This window comes from Rhodovulum sp. BSW8 (assembly GCF_003314725.1).
Taxonomy (GTDB): Bacteria; Pseudomonadota; Alphaproteobacteria; order Rhodobacterales; family Rhodobacteraceae; genus Rhodovulum; species Rhodovulum visakhapatnamense.
Genome location: NZ_QNVX01000005.1, coordinates 102,429 through 121,965, shown reverse-complemented (window position 1 = coordinate 121,965; position 19,537 = coordinate 102,429). Strand labels below are relative to the sequence as shown.

Annotated in this window: 19 protein-coding genes; 10 read left to right on the top strand and 9 right to left on the bottom strand. The window is 69.4% G+C overall.

All coding sequences use genetic code 11. The annotated features are described in order from the left end of the window. From DSD19_RS21995 to DSD19_RS02770, 8 genes are all read left to right on the top strand, one after another. Window positions 1-222: hypothetical protein (locus DSD19_RS21995; RefSeq protein ID WP_207802407.1), on the top strand; the 222-nt coding region annotated here is incomplete at its 5' end. Between the two features lie 186 nt (window positions 223-408). After that, complete coding sequence (locus DSD19_RS02800) at window positions 409-2,004, top strand: ABC transporter substrate-binding protein (RefSeq protein WP_113668464.1); 1,596 nt, start codon at window positions 409-411, stop codon at window positions 2,002-2,004. A gap of 34 nt (window positions 2,005-2,038) precedes the next feature. Then, window positions 2,039-3,028, top strand: a complete 990-nt coding sequence (locus tag DSD19_RS02795) for an ABC transporter permease (protein WP_113668463.1) — start codon at window positions 2,039-2,041, stop codon at window positions 3,026-3,028. Continuing rightward, the gene (locus tag DSD19_RS02790; RefSeq protein ID WP_113668462.1) at window positions 3,021-3,842 is read left to right on the top strand and encodes an ABC transporter permease; all 822 of its coding nucleotides are present in this window, start codon (window positions 3,021-3,023) and stop codon (window positions 3,840-3,842) included. The genes DSD19_RS02795 and DSD19_RS02790 overlap by 8 nt, the downstream gene beginning before the upstream one ends. Continuing rightward, a complete protein-coding gene (locus tag DSD19_RS02785) occupies window positions 3,839-4,618 on the top strand; it encodes an ABC transporter ATP-binding protein (protein ID WP_075785180.1) in 780 nt (259 codons plus the stop codon). The genes DSD19_RS02790 and DSD19_RS02785 overlap by 4 nt, the downstream gene beginning before the upstream one ends. Continuing rightward, window positions 4,615-5,394 carry an ABC transporter ATP-binding protein gene (locus DSD19_RS02780; RefSeq protein WP_113668461.1) on the top strand — a complete coding sequence of 260 codons (780 nt, stop codon included), beginning with the start codon at window positions 4,615-4,617 and terminating at the stop codon, window positions 5,392-5,394. Before DSD19_RS02785 ends, DSD19_RS02780 begins: the two co-directional genes overlap by 4 nt. Next, window positions 5,391-6,512 (top strand): aminotransferase class V-fold PLP-dependent enzyme, encoded by a 1,122-nt coding sequence (locus tag DSD19_RS02775; RefSeq protein ID WP_113668460.1) that lies wholly within the window; start codon window positions 5,391-5,393, stop codon window positions 6,510-6,512. The genes DSD19_RS02780 and DSD19_RS02775 overlap by 4 nt, the downstream gene beginning before the upstream one ends. Window positions 6,513-6,515: 3 nt before the next feature. Beyond that, window positions 6,516-7,259: an HAD family hydrolase gene (locus tag DSD19_RS02770; protein WP_113668459.1), complete on the top strand. Its 744-nt coding sequence runs from the start codon at window positions 6,516-6,518 to the stop codon at window positions 7,257-7,259. A gap of 10 nt (window positions 7,260-7,269) precedes the next feature. Here the strand turns inward: DSD19_RS02770 and DSD19_RS02765 are convergent, their stop codons facing one another. From DSD19_RS02765 to DSD19_RS02750, 4 genes are all read right to left on the bottom strand, one after another. Further along, complete coding sequence (locus DSD19_RS02765; RefSeq protein WP_075785176.1) at window positions 7,270-7,776, bottom strand: hypothetical protein; 507 nt, start codon at window positions 7,774-7,776, stop codon at window positions 7,270-7,272. A 72-nt stretch (window positions 7,777-7,848) separates the two neighbouring features. Beyond that, window positions 7,849-8,736, bottom strand: a complete 888-nt coding sequence (locus DSD19_RS02760; protein WP_113668457.1) for a hydroxymethylglutaryl-CoA lyase — start codon at window positions 8,734-8,736, stop codon at window positions 7,849-7,851. Continuing rightward, the gene (locus DSD19_RS02755) at window positions 8,729-10,675 is read right to left on the bottom strand and encodes a DUF2118 domain-containing protein (RefSeq protein ID WP_113668456.1); all 1,947 of its coding nucleotides are present in this window, start codon (window positions 10,673-10,675) and stop codon (window positions 8,729-8,731) included. The genes DSD19_RS02760 and DSD19_RS02755 overlap by 8 nt, the downstream gene beginning before the upstream one ends. A gap of 61 nt (window positions 10,676-10,736) precedes the next feature. Continuing rightward, the gene (locus tag DSD19_RS02750) at window positions 10,737-12,341 is read right to left on the bottom strand and encodes a carboxyl transferase domain-containing protein (protein WP_113668455.1); all 1,605 of its coding nucleotides are present in this window, start codon (window positions 12,339-12,341) and stop codon (window positions 10,737-10,739) included. Between the two features lie 124 nt (window positions 12,342-12,465). Here DSD19_RS02750 and DSD19_RS02745 point away from each other — a divergent pair, with 124 nt between their 5' ends. After that, entirely contained in the window at window positions 12,466-13,065 is a 600-nt protein-coding gene (locus DSD19_RS02745; RefSeq protein ID WP_075785172.1) for an OmpW family protein, read from the top strand. A 159-nt stretch (window positions 13,066-13,224) separates the two neighbouring features. Here the strand turns inward: DSD19_RS02745 and DSD19_RS02740 are convergent, their stop codons facing one another. Next, window positions 13,225-13,740, bottom strand: a complete 516-nt coding sequence (locus tag DSD19_RS02740) for a lysozyme inhibitor LprI family protein (RefSeq protein ID WP_112315925.1) — start codon at window positions 13,738-13,740, stop codon at window positions 13,225-13,227. Between the two features lie 37 nt (window positions 13,741-13,777). Then, a complete protein-coding gene (locus DSD19_RS02735) occupies window positions 13,778-14,941 on the bottom strand; it encodes an isovaleryl-CoA dehydrogenase (protein WP_113668454.1) in 1,164 nt (387 codons plus the stop codon). A gap of 135 nt (window positions 14,942-15,076) precedes the next feature. Here DSD19_RS02735 and DSD19_RS02730 point away from each other — a divergent pair, with 135 nt between their 5' ends. Further along, window positions 15,077-15,550 (top strand): CreA family protein, encoded by a 474-nt coding sequence (locus tag DSD19_RS02730; protein ID WP_081382076.1) that lies wholly within the window; start codon window positions 15,077-15,079, stop codon window positions 15,548-15,550. A 229-nt stretch (window positions 15,551-15,779) separates the two neighbouring features. On the opposite strand, the gene DSD19_RS02725 is transcribed toward DSD19_RS02730, so the two are convergent. The 3 genes from DSD19_RS02725 to DSD19_RS02715 all read right to left on the bottom strand — a co-directional run bounded on the left by DSD19_RS02725 (window position 15,780) and on the right by DSD19_RS02715 (window position 19,535). Further along, a complete protein-coding gene (locus DSD19_RS02725; RefSeq protein WP_113668453.1) occupies window positions 15,780-17,669 on the bottom strand; it encodes a hypothetical protein in 1,890 nt (629 codons plus the stop codon). 303 nt (window positions 17,670-17,972) lie between these two features. Next, window positions 17,973-18,704 carry a proteasome-type protease gene (locus tag DSD19_RS02720; protein ID WP_113668452.1) on the bottom strand — a complete coding sequence of 244 codons (732 nt, stop codon included), beginning with the start codon at window positions 18,702-18,704 and terminating at the stop codon, window positions 17,973-17,975. 33 nt (window positions 18,705-18,737) lie between these two features. Beyond that, window positions 18,738-19,535 carry a transglutaminase family protein gene (locus tag DSD19_RS02715; protein WP_075785167.1) on the bottom strand — a complete coding sequence of 266 codons (798 nt, stop codon included), beginning with the start codon at window positions 19,533-19,535 and terminating at the stop codon, window positions 18,738-18,740. Window positions 19,536-19,537 lie beyond the last annotated feature (2 nt).

Below are 19,537 nucleotides of genomic sequence, written 5' to 3'. Positions count from 1 at the left end.
CCCCCCCCCCCGCGCGCGGCCGCGCTGATCGCCGATTTCAGCCGGTTCCTGACCTCCGAGCAGCAGGATCGCGACAACCGGTATACCCAGCTTCTGCGCCGTTGCTTCGGCCGGCAGGTGGACCGGGCCTTCTGGTTCCTGATGGAGTTTCAAAGCAAGGTCCGGGATGCCCCCCCTCGACCTGCCCCCGAACTGACCGCAAAACGGATACCGGGTGCCTGACCCGCTATCCAGTCGCCAAGCCGTCCGCCATCTGCCGCTTTTCCGGGCGAGACCGCAGGACAAGAGTCCCGAGGACACGGCAAGACCCGACCTGTCCCAAGCGCTCTTGCGTCCTGCCCCGGACGGTGCCAGCCTGCGGCAGGGCGGCACCGCCGCTGCGTCTTCCGAAAAGAACGGATGTTTCCAATGTTTGCCACGATTTCCCGACGCGGCGTCCTGACCGGCACCGCCGCTCTGCTTGCATCAACGGCCCTGCCCCGCCTCGCTCTGGCCCAAGGCGGCGGACGGCTGATCGTCGCTGCCGACAGCGAGCCCAGGCAGCTGAACCCGGCCATCGTCGCCTCGAACGGCGTCTTCTTCATCTCGTCGAAGGTGATCGAGCCGCTGGCCGAAGCATCCTACGATGCGGGCGGTCTGAAACCGCTGCTGGCGACCGGCTGGGAGGGCTCGGAGGACGGGCTGTCGATCACCTTCGCCCTGCGCGAGGGGGTAAGCTGGCATGACGGCACCCCCTTCACCTCGGCCGATGTCGCCTTCTCGGCGATGGAGGTCTGGAAGCCCCTGCAAAACATCGGACGCTCGCTCTTCGCCAATCTCGAGACCGTAGAGACCCCCGACCCGCTGACCGCCATCTTCCGCTTTTCCAAACCGACGCCCTTGCAGTTGATCGCGAACGCGCTGCCGGTGGTGTCCTCGGTGCTGCCGAAACATGTCTATGAGGGCAGCGACATCGTCGAGAACCCGGCAAACCGGGCGCTGATCGGCACCGGCCCGTTCAAATGGGGCGACTACCGCCCCGGCGAATACTACCTGCTGACCCGAAATGACAGCTATTGGGGCGAGGGTCTGCCCCATCTCGACGACATCGTCTTCCGGGTGCTGCCCGACCGCGCCGCCGCGGCAAGCTCTCTCGAGGCGGGCGAGGTGCATCTGGCGGCCTTCTCCTCGGTGCCGCTGGCCGATCTCGACCGGATCGCCAAGGTGCCCGGGCTGTCGGTCGTGACCAGGGGCTACGAGGCGCTGACCTATCAGCTGACCGTCGAGATCAACCACCGGACCGGGATCCTTTCCGATCTGAAGGTGCGGCAGGCCATTGCCCACGCCATCGACAAGGACTTCGTGCTGGACACGATCTTCCTCGGCTATGCCGAAAAGGCCACCGGCCCGGTGCCCGCCAACGACCCGACCTTCTATACCCCGGACGTCACGACCTACCCCTTCGACATAGCGGCAGCCAAGGACTTGCTCGACGAGGCCGGCTATCGCGAAGGGCCGGGCGGCACCCGGTTTTCGCTGCGGCTTCTGCCCGCGCCCTATTTCGCCGAGACCCGGCAATTCGGCGACTATCTGCGCCAGGCGCTGGCCGCCATCGGCATCGATGCGCAGATCGTGCCCCATGACGCGGCGGGCCATATCAAGGCGGTCTATACCGATCACGCATTCGATCTGGCCATCGCGCCCACCGTGTTCCGCGCCGATCCGGCGATCTCGACCACCATCCTCGTGCGCTCGGGCCAGCCCGACGGGGTGCCCTTCTCGAACCAGGGCGGCTACGCGAACCCCGATCTCGACGCGCTGATCGACGAGGCGCTGGTGACGCTCGACCCGGGTAAGCGCGTCGCCCTTTACAAGGACTTCCAGCGGATGGTCACCGCCGACCTGCCGCTGATCAACGTGGCCGACTGGTCCTTCACCTCGGTCGTGGCCGACAGCGTGACCGGGGTCGCCACCAACCCGCGCTGGGTCGTCTCGAACTGGGCGGAGACCGGCCTTTCCGAATGAGACGGGCACGGCCAACCGCCCATGAGGCAGTCTGATGGCGCGGCTTGGCCGGGTCGTTCTGGTGCGCCTTGCGGGCAGCCTTCCGGTGCTGCTGATCGTGCTGGTGGGCGTGTTCCTGCTGCTCGACAGCGCGGGCGGGGATGCCGTCGACGCCTATCTGCTGTCGATGGGCGGGGGCGACGCGCAGATGGCGGCCGAGCTGCGCGCCCGCTACGGGCTCGACGGGTCCGTGCTGAACCGGCTGCTCTTCACGCTTGGCCAATATGCGCGGGGCGATCTGGGCTGGTCCATCGCGCTGAACCGCCCCATCGGCCCCGTGATCGCCGAGCGGTTGCCGAACACGCTCTGGCTCATGGGCAGCGCCACGGCGCTGTCCTTCCTGCTGGGCTCAGCCCTCGGCGTTCTGGCCGGACGCCGCCCCGGATCGGTCCTCGACCGGGTGCTGTCGGGCGGCTCGCTGTTTCTCTATTCGATCCCCAGCTTCTGGCTGGGTCTGGTGCTGGCCGTGGTCTTTGCGGTGCAGCTGCGCTGGCTGCCGGTCTCGGGGATCGAGACCATCGCCTCGGGCAAGGCGGGGCTGGCCCGCGCCGCCGACATCGCGCGGCATCTGGTGCTGCCGGTGGCAGCGCTGGGGATGATCTATCTGGCGCTTTTTCTCAGGATCATGCGCTCGGGCATGGCCGAGGCCTGGGGGCAGGACTTTACCCTCGCGGCCCGGGCGCGCGGGCTGCCCGACTGGCGCATCACCCTCAACCACGCCGCCCGGAACGCCCTTTTGCCGCTGGTGACCATGCTGGGGCTGCAATCGGCGGCGATGCTGGGCGGCTCGGTGGTGATCGAAAGCGTCTTCGCCATTCCCGGCTTCGGTCGGCTAGCACAAGAGGCCGTCGCGGGCCGCGACGCGCCCTTGCTGCTGGCGGTGATTCTGACCTCGGCCTTGATGGTGGTGATCGCGAACCTGCTGGTCGATCTGGCCTATGGCTGGCTCGACCCGCGCGTCGGGTCGGGAGCGGGCCATGACTAGACCCTTCCTCCGCCGGCCCGAGGCGCTTCTGGGCGGGGCGATCCTGCTGGCGCTGATCCTGATCGCAGGTCTCGCGCCGCTGATCGCGCCGGGCGATCCGCTGGCCATCGCGGGCCGCCCGCTGATCCCGCCCTTCACCGATGCGGGCCTGCCGCTTGGCACCGACCGGCTGGGCCGGGACCTGCAGGCCGAGCTGATCCACGGCGCGCGCACCTCGGTCGCGGTGGGGCTTTCGGCGGCTCTGGTCGCGGTCTTCGCGGGCATGACGGTCGGCACCGCGGCGGGCTTTGCCGGCGGCGCCATCGAGGCCGCGCTGATGCGGATCGTCGATGCTTTCCAGATCGTTCCGGGCTTTCTTCTGGCGCTGGCCTTCGTGTCGGTCATGGGACCGTCGCTTTGGGTCGTGGTGCTGGCCATCGCGCTTGGCGCCTGGACCGGGCCCGCGCGGCTGGCCCGCGCCCGGGTGCTCAGCCTGCGCGAATCCGACTTCGTCGCCGCGGCAAAGGTCATGGGCATGTCCCCGGCCGAGATCGCCTTTCGCCAGATCATGCCGCTGGCGCTGCCGCCGGTTCTGGCGGTCGCCTCGGTGATCGTCGCGGCCGCGGTGCTGACCGAGGCGGCGCTGTCCTTCCTCGGGCTTGGCGACCCCAATTCCGTGACCTGGGGGGCGATGATCGCCGAGGGGCGCAACCAGCTGCGCTCGGCCGCCTATCTGTCGATCATCCCGGGCATCGCGCTGGTGCTGACGGTGATCTCGACCTATCTGGTCGGCGAGGCGCTGACCGACAGTCTGACGGGGCGGGACAAGCGATGACCATGCTTCTGGGCCTTACCGGCCTGTCGGTCCGCTATCCCGGCGCCCGCGCCCCGGCTCTGGCCGATCTGGGGCTGGCGCTCTTCGAGGGCGAAAAGCTGGCCATCATCGGCGAATCCGGTTCGGGCAAGTCGACGCTGGCGCGCGCCATCGCCGGGCTGCTGCCCCCCGGCAGCCGCATCGAGGGGCGGATCGACTGGGGCGACGGGCCCATCCCCCGGCCGGGCCGCGATATCGGCTATGTGTTTCAGGACCCGGGCGGCAGCCTCAACCCGCTGCTCTCGGTCGGTCGCCACCTGACCGAGGTGCTGCGCACCCATCTGCCGCTGTCGCCGCGCGCCGCCCGCGCCCGCGCCGCCGCGCTTCTGGAGACCGTCCAGATCCCCGGCCCGGCGCAGGCGCTCGACGCCTATCCGCACCAGTTCTCGGGCGGGCAGCGCCAGCGCATCGCCATCGCGCTGGCCATCGCCGCCGGGCCGAAGCTGCTGATCGCCGACGAGGCGACCAGCGCGCTAGACGTGCTGGTGCAGGCCGAAATCACCGCGCTCTTGCGCAGCCTTTGCGACGCAAAGGGCATGACGCTTCTTTTCATCACGCATGACATGGCGCTGGCGGGTCAGCTCGCCGACCGGATCGCGGTGATGCATGCCGCCCGGATGGTCGAGATCGGCCCCGCCGCCCGGGTCCTGCAGGCCCCCCGCGAAAGCTATACCCGCTCGCTTCTGGCCGCCCATCTTGATCTGGCAAGCCCCCGCCTCGTCGGAGAGCCGCCATGACCCTCCTTCAGGCGCGCGGCCTGACCAAGACCTATCCCGGGGCCCGCCGCATCCGGGCGCTTGACGATGTGTCGTTCGAAATCGCCCCGGGCGAAACGCTGGGGCTGATCGGCCCCTCGGGCTGCGGCAAGTCCACGATTGCGCGGGTGCTGACCCGGCTGACCGAGCCCGATGCCGGAACCATCCAATTCGACGGACAGGACTGGGGCGGGCTGAAGGGCCGGACGCTGCGCCGCGCCCGGGGCGCCATGCAAATGGTGTTTCAGGATCCCGGCGCGGCCTTTCATCCGCGCGCCACGGTCTCGGGCGCGCTCTGCGAGCCGCTGCGCCTGCATGCCATCGCACCCCGGTCCGACTGGCCCGACCATGTCGAGAGGCTTCTGACCCAGGTCGGCCTTTCGCCCGAGCTTGCGCCCCGCCCGTTAAGCGCGCTGTCGGGCGGCCAGCGCCAGCGCGTTGCCATCGCCCGCGCCATCGCGCCCCGGCCGAAACTGATCGTGCTGGACGAGGCGGTCTCGGCGCTCGACGCCTCGGTCCGCGCGCGCGTCCTGGACCTGCTGGCGCAGTTGCAGCGCGAGATGGGGCTGGCCTATCTCTTCGTCAGCCACGATCTGGCGGTGACACGGGCGCTGTCGCACCGGATCGCGGTGATGGAGGCCGGCCGCATCGTCGAGACCGGCCCGGCCGAGGCGCTGCTGGCCGCGCCCCGGACCGAGATCCTGCGCCGCCTGATCGCGGCCGTGCCGACCATTCATACCGAGAAGGTTTCGTCATGAGTTCCCGCCCCCCTGCCCCCTTGCCCCCGTCCTGGCTGCCGCTGCCCGATGCCCCGGCCTTCCCGGCCGACGGATACGCGCCGCTGGCCGATGCCATCGGGCGGCTGATCGGCACCGCCAATGACGTGCTGCTGGTGCAGGGCGAGGCGATGGTCGCGCTCGAGGCGGCGGCCAGTTCGCTCGGGCGGCCGGGTGTCCGCGCGCTGAACGTCGTGACCTCGCTTTACGGGCGCTGGTTCGGCGGCTGGCTGAGGCGCGCGGGCGCCGAGGTGACCGACCTCGCGGGCGCCGCCCCGGGCCATCCGATCACGACGGATGCCGTGGCCCGCGCGCTGGAGGCCGGGCGTTACGATCTGGTGGCGCTGGTCCATGCCGAAAGCGCGACCGGCATCCTGAACCCGCTGCCCGGGATCGTGGCGCTGGCCAAGGCGCATGGCGCGCTTGTCGTGGTCGATGCGGTGGCCTCGCTCGGCGGACACCCGGTCGAGGTCGACGCGCTGGGAATCGACGTCGCGGTGATGGGGCCGCAAAAGGCGCTGGGCGGTCAGGCCGGAACCTCGGCCATCGCCGTCTCGCCCGCCGCCTGGGACCGGATCGCGCCCCCGGGCGAGGCGCCCTCGATCCTGTCTCTGGCCGATCTGCGGACGCTCTGGCTCGAGACCGGCCGGGGCGCGCTGCCGGGCACCCCCTCGGCGCTTGAATTCCACAGCCTCGCCCAGACGCTCGCCCGGGTCGAGGCCGAAGGCATGGCCGCGATCCGCGCCCGCCACGGTCGTGCCGCCGCCGCCGCCCGCGCCGGAGCCCGCGCACTGACCGGAGCCGAGTGGGTCGCACCCGGGCAGGCCTCGAACCTTGTCACCGCCGCGGCCCTGCCCGAGGGCCTTTCGGCCACCGAACTGCTGACCCATGCCAGCGGCGATGCGCTGAGCGCGGGCGTGGGTCCGGCGGGCGAGCGTTTGGCGCGGCTCAATCACACCGGCCCCCGCGCGCGGCTTGAAACCGTGCTGGGCGATCTCGCCACGCTGGGGGCGGCGCTCGACGCCGCGGGCCACCCGGCCCGCACCGGCGCCGCGTTGTCTGCCGCCGAGGCCGCCTGGCGCGAGGCGGAGACGGCCTGAGCCATGCGCCCGCCCCGGACCATCCTTCTCGACCTCGACGACACGTTGGTGACCGCCTACCGCCAGCCGGAACGGACCTGGGCCGCGATCATCGCCGAACATGCCGATGCGCTGGGCGAACATTCGACCCGCTGGGTCACCGCCGAGGTGCTGGACCGGGTGCTGAGCTTTCTTGCCGATGAAGAGGGCCGCAAGCTCTGGCGGCTCGAAGGCGACGCGACCCGGCGGCGGGTGGTGCGCGCGGCCTTTCACCGGCTGAACCTCGCCCGCCCCCCCGGGTCCGAGCCGCTGCACGGGGTCGATGCCGACCGTATCGCCGACCGGTTCGAGACCTATCTCGAAGAGGCGATCACCCTCAAACCCGGCGCGCGCGAAATGCTGGCGGGGCTTGGCGCGGCCGGGTTGCGGCTGGGGCTTCTGACCAACGGCACCCGCGCGCGCCAGCGCGCCAAGATCGCGCGTTTCGGGCTTTCGCCGTTCTTCCGGGCGATCCAGATCGAGGAAGAGGCGGGTTTCGGCAAGCCCGACCCGCGCGCCTATCTGCGCCTGCTGGCCCGGCTCGATACCGCCCCCCGCGACGCCTGGATGCTGGGCGATGATCCGGTATGGGACGTCGCCGCCCCCGCCGCACTGGGCCTGACCGCGATCCTTTACGACGAGACGGGCCGCGCGCCCCTTCCAGAGGTCGCGGCCGCGCGGATCGACCGGCTCGAGACCCTGCCGCGTCTTCTCGCCCAGACCGCCTGAGGCCGCCCTCTCAGGCCGAAACCGGATGGTGCGGCGCCTCGGCCCCCAGACAGTCGGGCGTCGCGCGCCATTCCGGGCCGAACAGCACCGGCCCTGCAAAGAAACAGATCGCAGGCAGATCCGCCGGACAGGGGCCAAGCGCCACGCGCGGCACGAAGGGCGGCAGGTCCCAGACCGCCCCGGCCCCGGTCAGCTCGCGCCAGCGCGTCTCCAGCTCGGGCGCGCCGAAGACCAGATCGACACCGCCCGCCGGGGTCCGCTCGAAGCGCGGCCTTTGCGGGGTGATCGCGATCCGGTGCGGGTCCGGCTCGAAGACCTTGAGGCCCCAGTCGACCGGGGCCGTGCTATGGGCCAGCGTCACATGCGGGTCGTCGGGCATCGTCTCGAGCCCGAGCTGGCGCAGGACGGGCCGCAGCACCTCGCGGTTGAGGATCGAGCGGCGCAGGTGCAGGGGGTGGGCACCGCTGCGCGTTTCGCGCTGGGCGGCAAAGGGACAACGGCCGGTTGTGTGTTCCATGGAGCGCTCCATTTCCGAGTCGCATCATGCGGCCCGGACGGGCCTTTCATGGATGCGATAAATCGCCCCGTTTCAAGAGGCTGCTCCACCGGGGCCGGTTCCGGGCGGGTCACCGCGCATGCGCCGGGCCAGCGCCGCCGCCTCGGCCAGCCGCGTCGGGTCGAGCCCGGTGTCGAACCCCAGTTCGGCCAGCCGCGCCGCCACCTTCTCGGTCGCGGCATTGCCGGGCGCCCCTTTCGCAAAGGGGCAGCCGCCAAGCCCGCCCACGGCGGCATCGAAGACCCGAAGCCCGACCTCCAGCGCCGCCTCGATATTGGCCATGGCCCGCCCGCCGGTGTCGTGGAAATGCCCGGCCAGGCGCGCGGGCGGGGCAACGGCCAGCACCGCGTCAAGCATCGCGGCAACCGTCTGCGGCGTGCCCCGGCCGATGGTCTCGCCCAGGCTGATCTCGTAGCAGCCAAGCGCCAGCAGCCGGTCCGCCAGCGCCGCGACCGCCCCGGGCGGCATGGGCCCGTCATAGGGGCAGTCGGTCACGCAGGAGATATAGCCGCGCATCGGCAACCCGTCGGCCTTCGCCGCCGCCGCGACCGGAGCAAAGCGGCGAAAGCTCTCGTCGATCGAGGCGTTGATATTGGCGCGGCTGAACCCTTCGGAGGCCGAGGCGAAAATCGCGATCTCGTCGGCCCCCGCCGCACGGGCCCGTTCATAGCCGCGGATGTTCGGGGTGAGCGCGGCATAGCGCACGCCCGGCGCACGGCGGATGCCCGCCAGAACCTCGGCCCCGTCGGCCATCTGCGGCACCCGTTCGGGCCGAACAAAACTGGCCGCCTCGATCCGCCGGAACCCCGCCTGACCGAGGAGGTCGATCAGCGCGATCTTTTCAGCGGCCGGAATCGCGCGGGGTTCGTTCTGCAACCCGTCGCGCGGGCCGACCTCGAAGATCTCGACCCGGTCAGGCATCGTCCTGCTCCGGGACAAGCCGCACCAGCGCGGCCCCCGCCTCGACCTGCGCTCCGGGCGCGGCCAGCACCTCGGCCACCACGCCCTCGCGGGGGGCGGCCAGCGTGTGTTCCATCTTCATCGCCTCGAGCACCGCCAGCGGCTGGCCCGCGGCGACGCGGTCGCCCACGACGACGGCCAGCGACTTGAGCAGCCCCGGCATCGGCGCCTCGATCACATCCGCTCCGGCCCCCGCCGCCGTCGCCCGGTCCAGCGGATCAATGGGCGTGAAGCTGAACGTTCCCTGAGCGCCCGCGAAGACATGGATCGCGCCGCCCGCCCGCCGCACGGCGCCCGCCGAGGCACCGTCGATCCGCCAGCCGTCGGCGGCGCAACGGGCCTCAAGCACCGCCTCGCCGATCTCGACCGTCGCGTGATCGGGCCCGTCGAAGAGAAGCGTGCCGGTGACCTCGTCGCCGTCGCGGCCAAGCGTCACCACGCGCCGCAGAGGGGCCCAGAGGGTGAACCCCGCCAGCGGGCCGGCGGACGGCGCTGCGGCCTCGAGCAGGGCCACCGCCTCGACCGCGCGGGCGGGCGGCGGGCTTTCGGCAAGGCTTTCGATGTCCCTCTCGATCAGGCCGGTATCGACCTCCCCCCGGGCAAAGCCCGCATGCCGGGCTAGACGCCCCAGAAAGGCAAGGTTCGTGGTCGTACCCGCGACACGCGTGTCGTCGAGCGCCCGGGCCAGCCGGTTCAGCGCGACCGCGCGGGTCGGGCCGTGGGCCACGATCTTGGCGATCATCGGGTCGTACCAGGGGCTGATGGTGTCGCCCGTCCGCACGCCGGTATCGGCGCGGATACCGCAAGGGAAGGCCAGATGCGCCAGCGTGCCGGTCGCGGGCAAGAACCCGGCAGGCACGTCCTCGGCGTAAAGCCGGGCCTCGAAGGCGTGACCCGTCAGCGGGATCCGGTCCTGCGTCAGCGGCAGCCCCTCGCCCGTGGCAACGCGGAGCTGCCATTCCACCAGATCGAGCCCGGTCACGGCCTCGGTCACCGGATGTTCGACCTGCAGCCGCGTGTTCATCTCCATGAACCAGAACCGGTCGGGGCGCAGCCCGTCCGAGCCGTCGACGATGAACTCGACCGTGCCCGCCCCGCGATAGCCGATGGCGCGCGCCGCGCGCACCGCCGCCTCGCCCATGGCGGCGCGCATCTCGGGCGTCATGCCGGGCGCCGGGGCCTCCTCGATCACCTTCTGATGGCGGCGCTGCAGCGAGCAGTCGCGTTCGTAAAGATGAACCGCATCGGTGCCGTCGCCGAAAACCTGAACCTCGATATGGCGGGGGGCCTCGATCAGCTTCTCGATCAGGACGGTATCGTTGCCGAAGGCCGCGCGCGCCTCGGACCGGGCCGACGCGAGCGCTGCGGCGAAGTCGGCCGGGCGCGTGACCTTGCGCATGCCCTTGCCGCCGCCCCCCGCCACCGCCTTGATCAGGACCGGCCAGCCGATGGCCTCGGCCGCGCCTTCGAGATGGGCGTCGTCCTGGTTGGCCCCGTGATAGCCGGGCACGACCGGCACGCCCGCCTCTTCCATCAAGGCCTTGGCCGCGTCCTTCAACCCCATGGCACGGATCGCGTCGGCCGTGGGGCCGATGAAGGTCAGGCCCGCGGCCTCGACGGCCTCAACGAAACCGGGGTTTTCCGAGAGGAACCCATAGCCCGGATGGATCGCCTCGGCCCCGGTTTGCAGCGCGGCCTCGATGATCCGGTCGGCGCGCAGGTAGCTGTCGGCGGGCGCGGGCGCGCCGATGGCGACCGCCTCGTCGGCCAGCGCCACGTGGGCGGCGCGGGCATCGGCCGTCGAGTGGACGGCGACGGTGGCAATGCCAAGGCGCCGGGCGGTGGCGATGACCCGGCAGGCGATCTCGCCGCGATTTGCGATCAGGATCTTGCGGAACATGCCATGCCTTTCGTTGCGGGCGTCGGGATTTGGGTATTTTTGCCAAGAAGAAGCATGCGCGTCACATCCGGAAGACGCCGAAGCGGGTTTCGGGGATCGGCGCGTTCAGCGCGGCCGACAGCGACAGGGCCAGCACCTCGCGCGATTTGCGCGGGTCTATGATGCCGTCGTCCCAGAGCCGGGCCGAGGCGTAAAGCGGGTGGCTTTGTTCGGCGAACATCTCGATCGTCGGGCGCTTGAAGGCGGCCTCGTCTTCGGACGTCCAGGTGCCGCCCGCCCGTTCGATGGCGTCGCGCTTCACCGTAGCCAGCACGCCCGCCGCCTGTTCGCCGCCCATCACCGAGATGCGGGAATTGGGCCAGGTCCAGAGGAAGCGGGGCGAATAGGCCCGTCCCGCCATGCCGTAATTGCCCGCGCCAAAACTGCCGCCGACCAGCATGGTGATCTTCGGGACCGCCGCGGTCGCGACCGCCGTGACCATCTTGGCGCCGTGGCGCGCGATGCCCTCGTTTTCGTATTTGCGCCCGACCATGAAGCCGGTGACGTTCTGCAGAAAGACCAGCGGCGTGCCGCGCTGGGCGCAAAGCTCGATGAAATGGGCGCCTTTCTGGGCGGCCTCGGAGAAGATCACGCCGTTATTCGCCACGATCCCGACCGGGCAGCCCATGACATGGGCAAAGCCCGTCACCAGCGTCTCGCCGAAGCGCGGCTTGAACTCGTCGAAACGCGAGCCGTCAACGATGCGCGCGATCACCTCGCGGATGTCATAGGGCGTGCGCAGATCGGCGGGCACGACGCCCAGGATCTCATCGGGGTCATAGGCCGGGTCCTCGGGCGTTTCCCGGCGCACGGTCGCGGGCCGTTCGCGGTTCAGATGCCGGACGGCGCGGCGGGCCAGTGCCAACGCATGGGCATCGTCCTCGGCCAGATAATCGGCCACACCCGAAAGCCGCGTATGCACGTCGCCGCCCCCCAGATCCTCGGCCGAGACGACCTCGCCCGTCGCAGCCTTGACCAGCGGAGGACCCGCGAGAAAGATCGTGCCCTGGTCGCGCACGATGATGGTGACGTCGGACATGGCGGGCACATAGGCCCCGCCCGCGGTGCAGGACCCCATGACGACGGCGATCTGCGGGATGCCCGCGGCCGACATCTGCGCCTGATTGTAGAAGATCCGCCCGAAATGATCGCGGTCGGGGAAAACCTCGTCCTGGTTGGGCAGGTTCGCCCCCCCGGAATCGACGAGGTAGAGGCAGGGCAGATGGCACTCGGCCGCGATCTCCTGGGCGCGCAGGTGCTTTTTCACCGTCATCGGGTAATAGGTGCCGCCCTTTACCGTGGCATCGTTGGCCAGCACCATGACCTCCTGGCCTTCGACCCGGCCGATCCCGGCGATGGCCCCGGCGCAGGGCGCGGCGCCGTCATAAAGCCCATGGGCCGCGGTCGCGCCGATTTCGAGGAAGGGACTGCCGGGGTCGAGCAGATTGGCCACCCGGTCGCGCGGCAGCATCTTGCCGCGCGCGACATGGCGGGCGCGCGCCGCCTCGCCGCCGCCCGCGGCGGCCAGCGCCGCGGCCTCGGCGACCTCGCGCAGCGCCGCGAGATGGGCCGCGCGGTTGGCCTGAAACACGTCGGATGCGGGAAGGGCGGCGGATCTCAGGCGCATCGCGTGTCCTCCGCGCACCATTGTATGCAACACCATACCGCGAATTGATACAAGTCAAGGAAATCCGCCCCGATCCGCCCCATGGACGCGAATGATTCAAATTCCAACTCTAAGGATCGCTGCAATGAAGACCTCCCTGTTTGCCATTGCCATGACCGCAGCCGCTCTGGCCGGGTCCTCCGCGTTTGCCCAGTCGCAGGGCGACTGGACCCTTGGCCTCGGGCTCGGCTACGTTCTGCCCAAGGACGACAACGGCAGGCTCGCCGGAAGCGAGTCCCATGTCGGCGACAACGCGCGGCCGACCATCACGTTCGAGTATTTCTTCGCCGACAACTGGGGCGTCGAGGTGCTGGGTGCGCTGCCCTTCAAGCACAACATCCATATCGACGGCGTCGGCGAGGCGGACACGCTGCAGTTGCCGCCGGTGGTGTCGTTGCAATACCACTTCGCGACCAGCAGTTCGGTCACGCCCTTCCTCGGCGCCGGTTTGAACTACACCACCTTCTGGGATACCGACAGCGCGCTTGGCGATGTCGATATCGACGACTCCTGGGGGCTCGCGCTCCATGCCGGCGTCGATTACGCCATCGACGAGCGCCACGCGATCCGGGCCGATGTGCGCTGGATCGATATCGACAGCGACGTCAAGCTGAACGGCTCGAAGATCGGCACCGCGCATATCGACCCCTGGGTCTTCGGCGTGTCCTATATCTGGAAGTTCTGACCCGTCCGGGCCAGTCCGCGCCCTGCCCGGATCGTGCCGGGCCGGGTATCGCATCCGATGACGCGCGCCCTGCTGCAGCCGGGCGCGCGGTCCTTCCCGCGTGCGCATCGGTTCCTCCCTGGCGGCACCGCCCGCATGACCCGATGCGAGGCGGCGGCGCTATTTGGTCTCCATGTATTTCACCGCGCTTTCCATGAACATCGCGCGCGCGGCGATCTGCTTCATCGTGCAATTGGCGGCGGCGGTCATCCGGTAGGGCGTGCCGCGACGCATCATCGCCTCGACCCAGCACCGGGTCTTCTGCCAGGTATCCCATTGCTCCTGCTCGTTCTTCAGGTCGTTGACCATGGTCGCGTGCAGCGGTTCGTCCTGGGTTTTCGCAAAGTCCTTGTCGGCGGTCTCGGCCAGGCCCAGCAGCTTTTCAAAGGCGCTGTCCATGCGCGCCTTCCAGTATTCGCCTTCAGCCTGCTGGCAGGCGGCAATGTCGCTGACGGCAGGCGACTTCATCTTCTGAAAGCAGGCGCGCGCGGATTCACCCACGCAGGCGATGTCGGCGCCCGGCATCTTCTGCTTGTCCATGCAGGCCAGCGTCGCATCGGGCTTGAAGTCGTATTGCTGGGCCAGCGCGGGGGTGGCCGCGGCCAGCGCGGCGGCGAGGATCAGGGACAGTCGCATCTGCGTCACCTTCTAAAGTTGAGTCTGTGACTCGCATTTAGTCCATCGCCTTCATCAATTCACGCCCCACCAACATCCGCCGGATCTCGGATGTGCCTGCACCGATCTCCATCAGCTTGGCATCCCGGAACAGCCGCGCGACCGCGCTGTCGGCCAAAAACCCAGCGCCGCCCATGGCTTGCACGGCCTGATGCGCCTGTTTCATCGCCTCTTCCGAGGCATAAAGCACGCAGGCCGCCGCATCCTGCCGCGTCACCTGGCCGCGATCACAAGACCGTGCGACGGCGTAGACATAGGCCCGGGCCGAATTCATCGCCGTGTACATGTCGGCGATTTTGCCCTGCATCAGTTGAAAGCTACCGATCGGCTGGCCGAACTGCTGGCGGTCGCGCAGATAGGGCATGATCTCGTCGAGACAGGCCGCCATGATGCCGGTGCCGATGCCCGCCAGCACCACGCGCTCGTAATCGAGCCCCGACATCAGCACCCGGACGCCCTTGCCCTCTTCGCCCAGCACGTTCTCGAAGGGCACTTCGACATCCTCGAAGATCAGCTCGGCCGTGTTCGAGCCGCGCATCCCGAGCTTGTCGAAATGGCGCGAGGTCGAGAACCCGCTCATGCTTTTCTCGACGATGAAGGCGGTGATGCCCTTGGGGCCGGCCTCGGGATCGGTCTTGGCATAGACGACCAGAGTGTCGGCATCCGGGCCGTTGGTGATCCAGTATTTGGTGCCGTTGAGGCTGTAATAGCCGTTCCGTTTCTCGGCCCGCAGCTTCATCGAGACCACATCCGACCCGGCGCCCGCTTCGGACATCGCCAGCGCGCCGACCTGCGCGCCCGAAATCAGCCCCGGCAGGTATTTGCGCTTTTGCGCATCGGTGCCGTTCAGCTTGATCTGGTTCACGCAGAGATTCGAATGGGCACCATAGCTCAGCGAGACGCTGGCCGAGGCGCGGGCGATTTCCTCGACCGCGATGGTATGGGCCAGATAGCTCATGCCGGCGCCGCCATACTCCTCGGGCACGGCAATCCCCAGCAGACCAAGGTCGCCCATCTCGCGCCAGAGCTCGGCCGGAAAGACGTTGTCGCGGTCGATCGCGGCGGCCATCGGCCGGACCCGCTCCTGTGCCCAGCGGTGCACCATGTCGCGCAGCGCGCGAGTCTCGTCGTCGAGATCGAAGTCCATTGTCGCGGTGAACATCGCTCGGGCTCCTCCCCCCAGCTTATTGAACGCTTGTTCATTTCCTAGCATCGACTGGGGTGCGGCGTCAATCGCCGTGGCAATGGCCGCAACGATGCCTACCTTTGAGCCGTAGTCAGAGATGAGGACCGTCCGATGACCCGCCCTGCCCTTCTTGCCCTGCTTGTCGCAGCCCTGCCCATCACTGCCCCGCTTGCCGCCCCAGCCGATGAGGTCGGACGCGTCGGGGTGGACTGGACCGGCAACGATATCGTGATCGAGGCGATCCAGGACCCCGAAGTGAAGGGCGTGACCTGCCATGTCGCCTATTTCTCGCGCTCGATGCTGGACAGGCTGAGCCAGGGCAACTGGTTCGAAGACCCGTCGAACGCCTCGATCGCCTGCCGCCAGACCGGACCGATCGAGATCGGCGATATCGACCGCAGCCCGGAGGGCGAGGAGGTGTTTCGCCAAGGCCGGTCGCTGGTTCTGAAATCCCTCCGGATCAAGCGGATCTTCGACGACGCGAACCAGACGCTGATCTATCTGGCCCATGCCCGCGAACTGACCCAGGGGTCGGCCAAGATGTCGATCTCGACCGTGCCGCTGTTCAATTCCGGCGCAAACTGACCGGGGCCCGGGCGGATATCGGGGGGGGGGGCTGCGGCCAGGACGCGGCGCCGGGCGCCTGGACCGGGCGAACGCAGAACAGCGCGAGAGGGCCGCACGCTGCGCGCAGGCGGACAATCTGGGCCTGGACGGAAAGGCCCTGCTCGGGCAGGAACAGGCAGGGATGGCATTCGCCGCCATCCTCGCCACAGCCCGGCAGGGGCCTCCTCGTGAGGCCCCCGACCGCGATCTAGCGGTAAAGCGAGGCCATCAACCGTTCGGGCGCGTCGATCGGACCCTCGCCGGTCAGCATCTGCGCATAGGTCGGATTGCTCAAGAGGCTGGCCAGCGACACCGCGCGGCCATTGAGGAAGGCGGTCTGGCTGACCAGCCGTACGCCATGGCTGTAATCGGAATAATAGGCACCATGAACCGTGCTGAGCGGCTGGATCGGGCTTCCGTCGCGCTTGTGCCAGCCATAGATCGCCACGCGTCCGGGATGGCTGCGCAGGCGGTTGGTCAGTACCAGGTCCTTCTTCTGCCCGGCGGTCAGCTGGCCCTCGCGGCCCCCGGTTTGTCCTTCGACGGTCCGGTTATGCTGCAGGAAATAACCGGTCGAGCTCATCTGCGCCCCGGCCGTCATCGGGCGGGGATCGAGCCGGAGCCCGGCCTGCGCATAGATCGCATCGACCATTCGCGTCGTCGGCAGCAGAAAGCCAAATCGGTCGGCGATCCGCGCCGCGGCGGGCAGGCCCATGGGAACACGAACGAAATCGGCATCGCTGCCCAGCGCCAGATAATCCGGCGTCACGCAGATCGTCACGTCGGCGCGGCCGCCGCCGGGCAGCGTGCCCGACACCTTGACCGGGGTCAGCTCACGCAGGAAATGCGGGATATTCCCGGCCAGCGCCTGCTGCACGATCAGCGAGTCACGGTCGCCGCCATGCAGCCCGCCCATCCGCGAGCCGATCTCGCGCCCGTCGAGCGCGCCGCGCCCGCGGTTCGGGATGCCCCGGGCAAGCCGCATCGAACAGCCATTGGCACCGCGCGCGATGTCGGTATGGGCGAAGGGTTCGGCACGGGGCGCCGCGCTGCGGCGCTCTTCGGGTACGAGGGCGCCGCGCGCGAGCCGGGCCAGCGCCGCCGGACGGGTCTGGGGCCGCAGCGACGCCTTCAGCCCCTGTTCGGCAGGGGCGGCCGACGCAGCCTCAGGCACTGCCGCCTCTGCCGGGGCGGCCACAGGCGGGACAAAGGCGGCAGCGCGCTCGATCCCGGGGGCCGGAACGAGGCTCGCGCCAGAGGCCGCCACGGCCAGTGGGATTGGACGCGCCTGGGGACGAACGCTGTCGGCCGCGTCCGCCAGGATGACGGGACGGGCCAGGGGCCTTTGCGGATCCGTACCGCTCGCCTCCGGCAGAGCGGTTCCCGCAGTGTCGGCATCTGTCTCGGGACGCGCATGGGGACGCGGCGCGTTTTCCGCCGACAGGCTTGCGACCACATCGGTCGCGGCAGCCGGAGCCTCGGCGCTGGGACGCGGACGCGGGCGCCGGACATCGCCACCCTCAGCCAGGGGGCGCGGATGCGGCCGAAGTTGTGCCAACTGGTCCTCCGGCGCGTCAGGCTGGGCGCCGGGCCTCGCCGGAGGCGCGACATCGGGGGGGCCGGCGTAAACATGAAGACCGTTCGGCAAGGCGGTTCCCCCGGCAGTCGCCGGATAGGCGGCCAGCATCAGCCGCGCGGCCTGCCGGCCCTGCGCGGCGCGGGCCTCGGCCACGGCATCGAGCCCATCCTCGGCAGGTCCCGTCACCCGGGACAGAGCTGCGGGCCGGGTGACCGGCGCCAGAGGCGCGGCGCGAGCGGCATCGGCCCCGGCCAGAAGGACCGCGCCCTCGACCGGCGTCGCATCGCGGCCCAAAGCCAGAGCCGCCTCGGGCGCCCGGCCTTGCGCGGGGGGCACTGCGGTCACGGCCAGAACCGAAACCAGCGCAGTGAGCGCGGCCCCGGCAACGGCCAGGACGGGGAACACGCGGATGCGCGCATGGGCGTCGGGCGCCAGACGCGAGAATGACAGGGCCACATCCGAAGCCCGTCGCTGGATCGACGGTTCGGTCTTGCCCTTCTGGGTGTGATCGGGGGTCATGGCGATTCCCTAGCCGCAGTCTGGTTCACCGACAAGCTGGCCCATTGACCTTGAAACAGGGTAAACGGCTTCCACGGCAAAAAACCGCCAAGACGGCTGGCCACCGGCCCCATGACCGGCAGAAACGCGCTTGTTTCCGTGGGAATTCCCGGATCGGCACCCCCCCCGCCGACAGACGCCGATACGGACGGGACGATTTACCAGGCCGCAACCGGGCCAAGCTGCCGCCCGGTTCGGGGCCCGAAATTGCCTCTTCGCAGCCCTTGTTGCCCCGTCCAGACCGGGGCGCCGCCCGAACGGACCTCAGAACTCGAAATCGGGCAAGCTGTCGAGGGCCGCTTTCAGCTCCTCGCCCCAGCCGGTCGAGATCTGCTCGAAATAGGGGTCGTTGGCACGGATGCGGATGCGGCGGCCCAGTTGCAGGCTGTCGGCCTCGTAGACTTGCAGATCGAAGGGCATGCCGACCGAAAGATTGGCCTTGAGGGTGGAATCGAAGCTGACCAGCATCAGCTTGACCGCCTTCTCGAAGCTCATCGCCGGGTCATAGGCACGCACCAGGATCGGGCGGCCGTATTTGGTTTCGCCGATCTGGAAGAAGGGCGTGTCCTCGCCGGCCTCGATGAAATTGCCTTCGGGATAGATCAGGAACAGCCGCGGCGCGCCGCCCTTGATCTGGCCGCCAAGGATCAGCGTCGCGTTGAAGGCGGCATCGGCGCGCTGGCCGACATCGGCATGGGCCGCGATCACGTCCTTCAGGGTCCGCGCCACCAGCCGCGCCGCCTGAAACATCGAAGGCACCTCGAAAAGCGACGGGTCGCGCTCGCCATGCGCCTTGGTGCGTTCGTCGAGGATCGAGACCACCGACTGCGTGGTGGCCAGATTGCCCGCCGTCATCAGCACCAGCGCGCGGTCGCCGGGCTTTTCCCAGGTGAACATCTTGCGGAAGGTCGAGATGTTGTCGACGCCGGCATTGGTGCGGGTGTCCGACATCATCACCAGCCCGCGCTCGAGCATCAAGCCCACACAATAGGTCATCGCCGTCCCAGCCCCTGCACGGGCGCGCCAGCGCTATTGCTGGGCCACCTCGATCTCGACCGACAGCGCCTCTCCGGTGCCGCCCATGCGCGATCCGGTCACCGGCGCGGCCTCGGCATAGTCGAGGCCGGTCGCGACGCGGACATAGCGCTCGTCCGGCGACATCTCGTTCGACACGTCGAACCCGACCCAGCCCAGGCCTTCGACATGCGCCTCGGCCCAGGCATGACTCGCCTCGTGCTGAACGCGGTCGCCGGTCATCAGATAGCCCGAGACATAGCGGGCGGGAAAGCCCATCTCGCGGGCGCAGGCCACAAAGACATGCGCGTGATCCTGACACACCCCCTTGCCCGCGGTGACAGCATCCTCGGCGGTCCAGTCCGGACGCGACACCCCGATCTCGTAGCCCACAGCGCCATGCACCATCCGCAAAAGCGCGTGCAGACGGTCCAGATCGCCCTCGCCCTTGACCTCGCGCACCAGCGCCCGACAGCCCTGTCCGGCCCGGGTGCGGGGCGTCGCGCGGCGGAAAAGCCACAGCGGCGAGGGCCCGCGATGCGGTCCGATCACGCCCGAGCTATCCAGCACCTCGACCTCGCCCTCGCAGCGCACGACCAGCTCGGTCACGTCCTTCTCGAAGCTGATCAGCTCGACCGTATTGCGGTGATGGTCCTCGAAGCTCAGCTCCTTGACGCCGCCCTCGACGGTAGTCTTCCAGGCGATCACCCGCTGTTCGGGACCGTTCTTGGGGGTCTTGCGCAGCTGCTGAAGCCCGTAGATCACCGGGTCGTCGAAGGCGTAGCGCGTTGTATGCCGGATCTTCAGGCGCATCG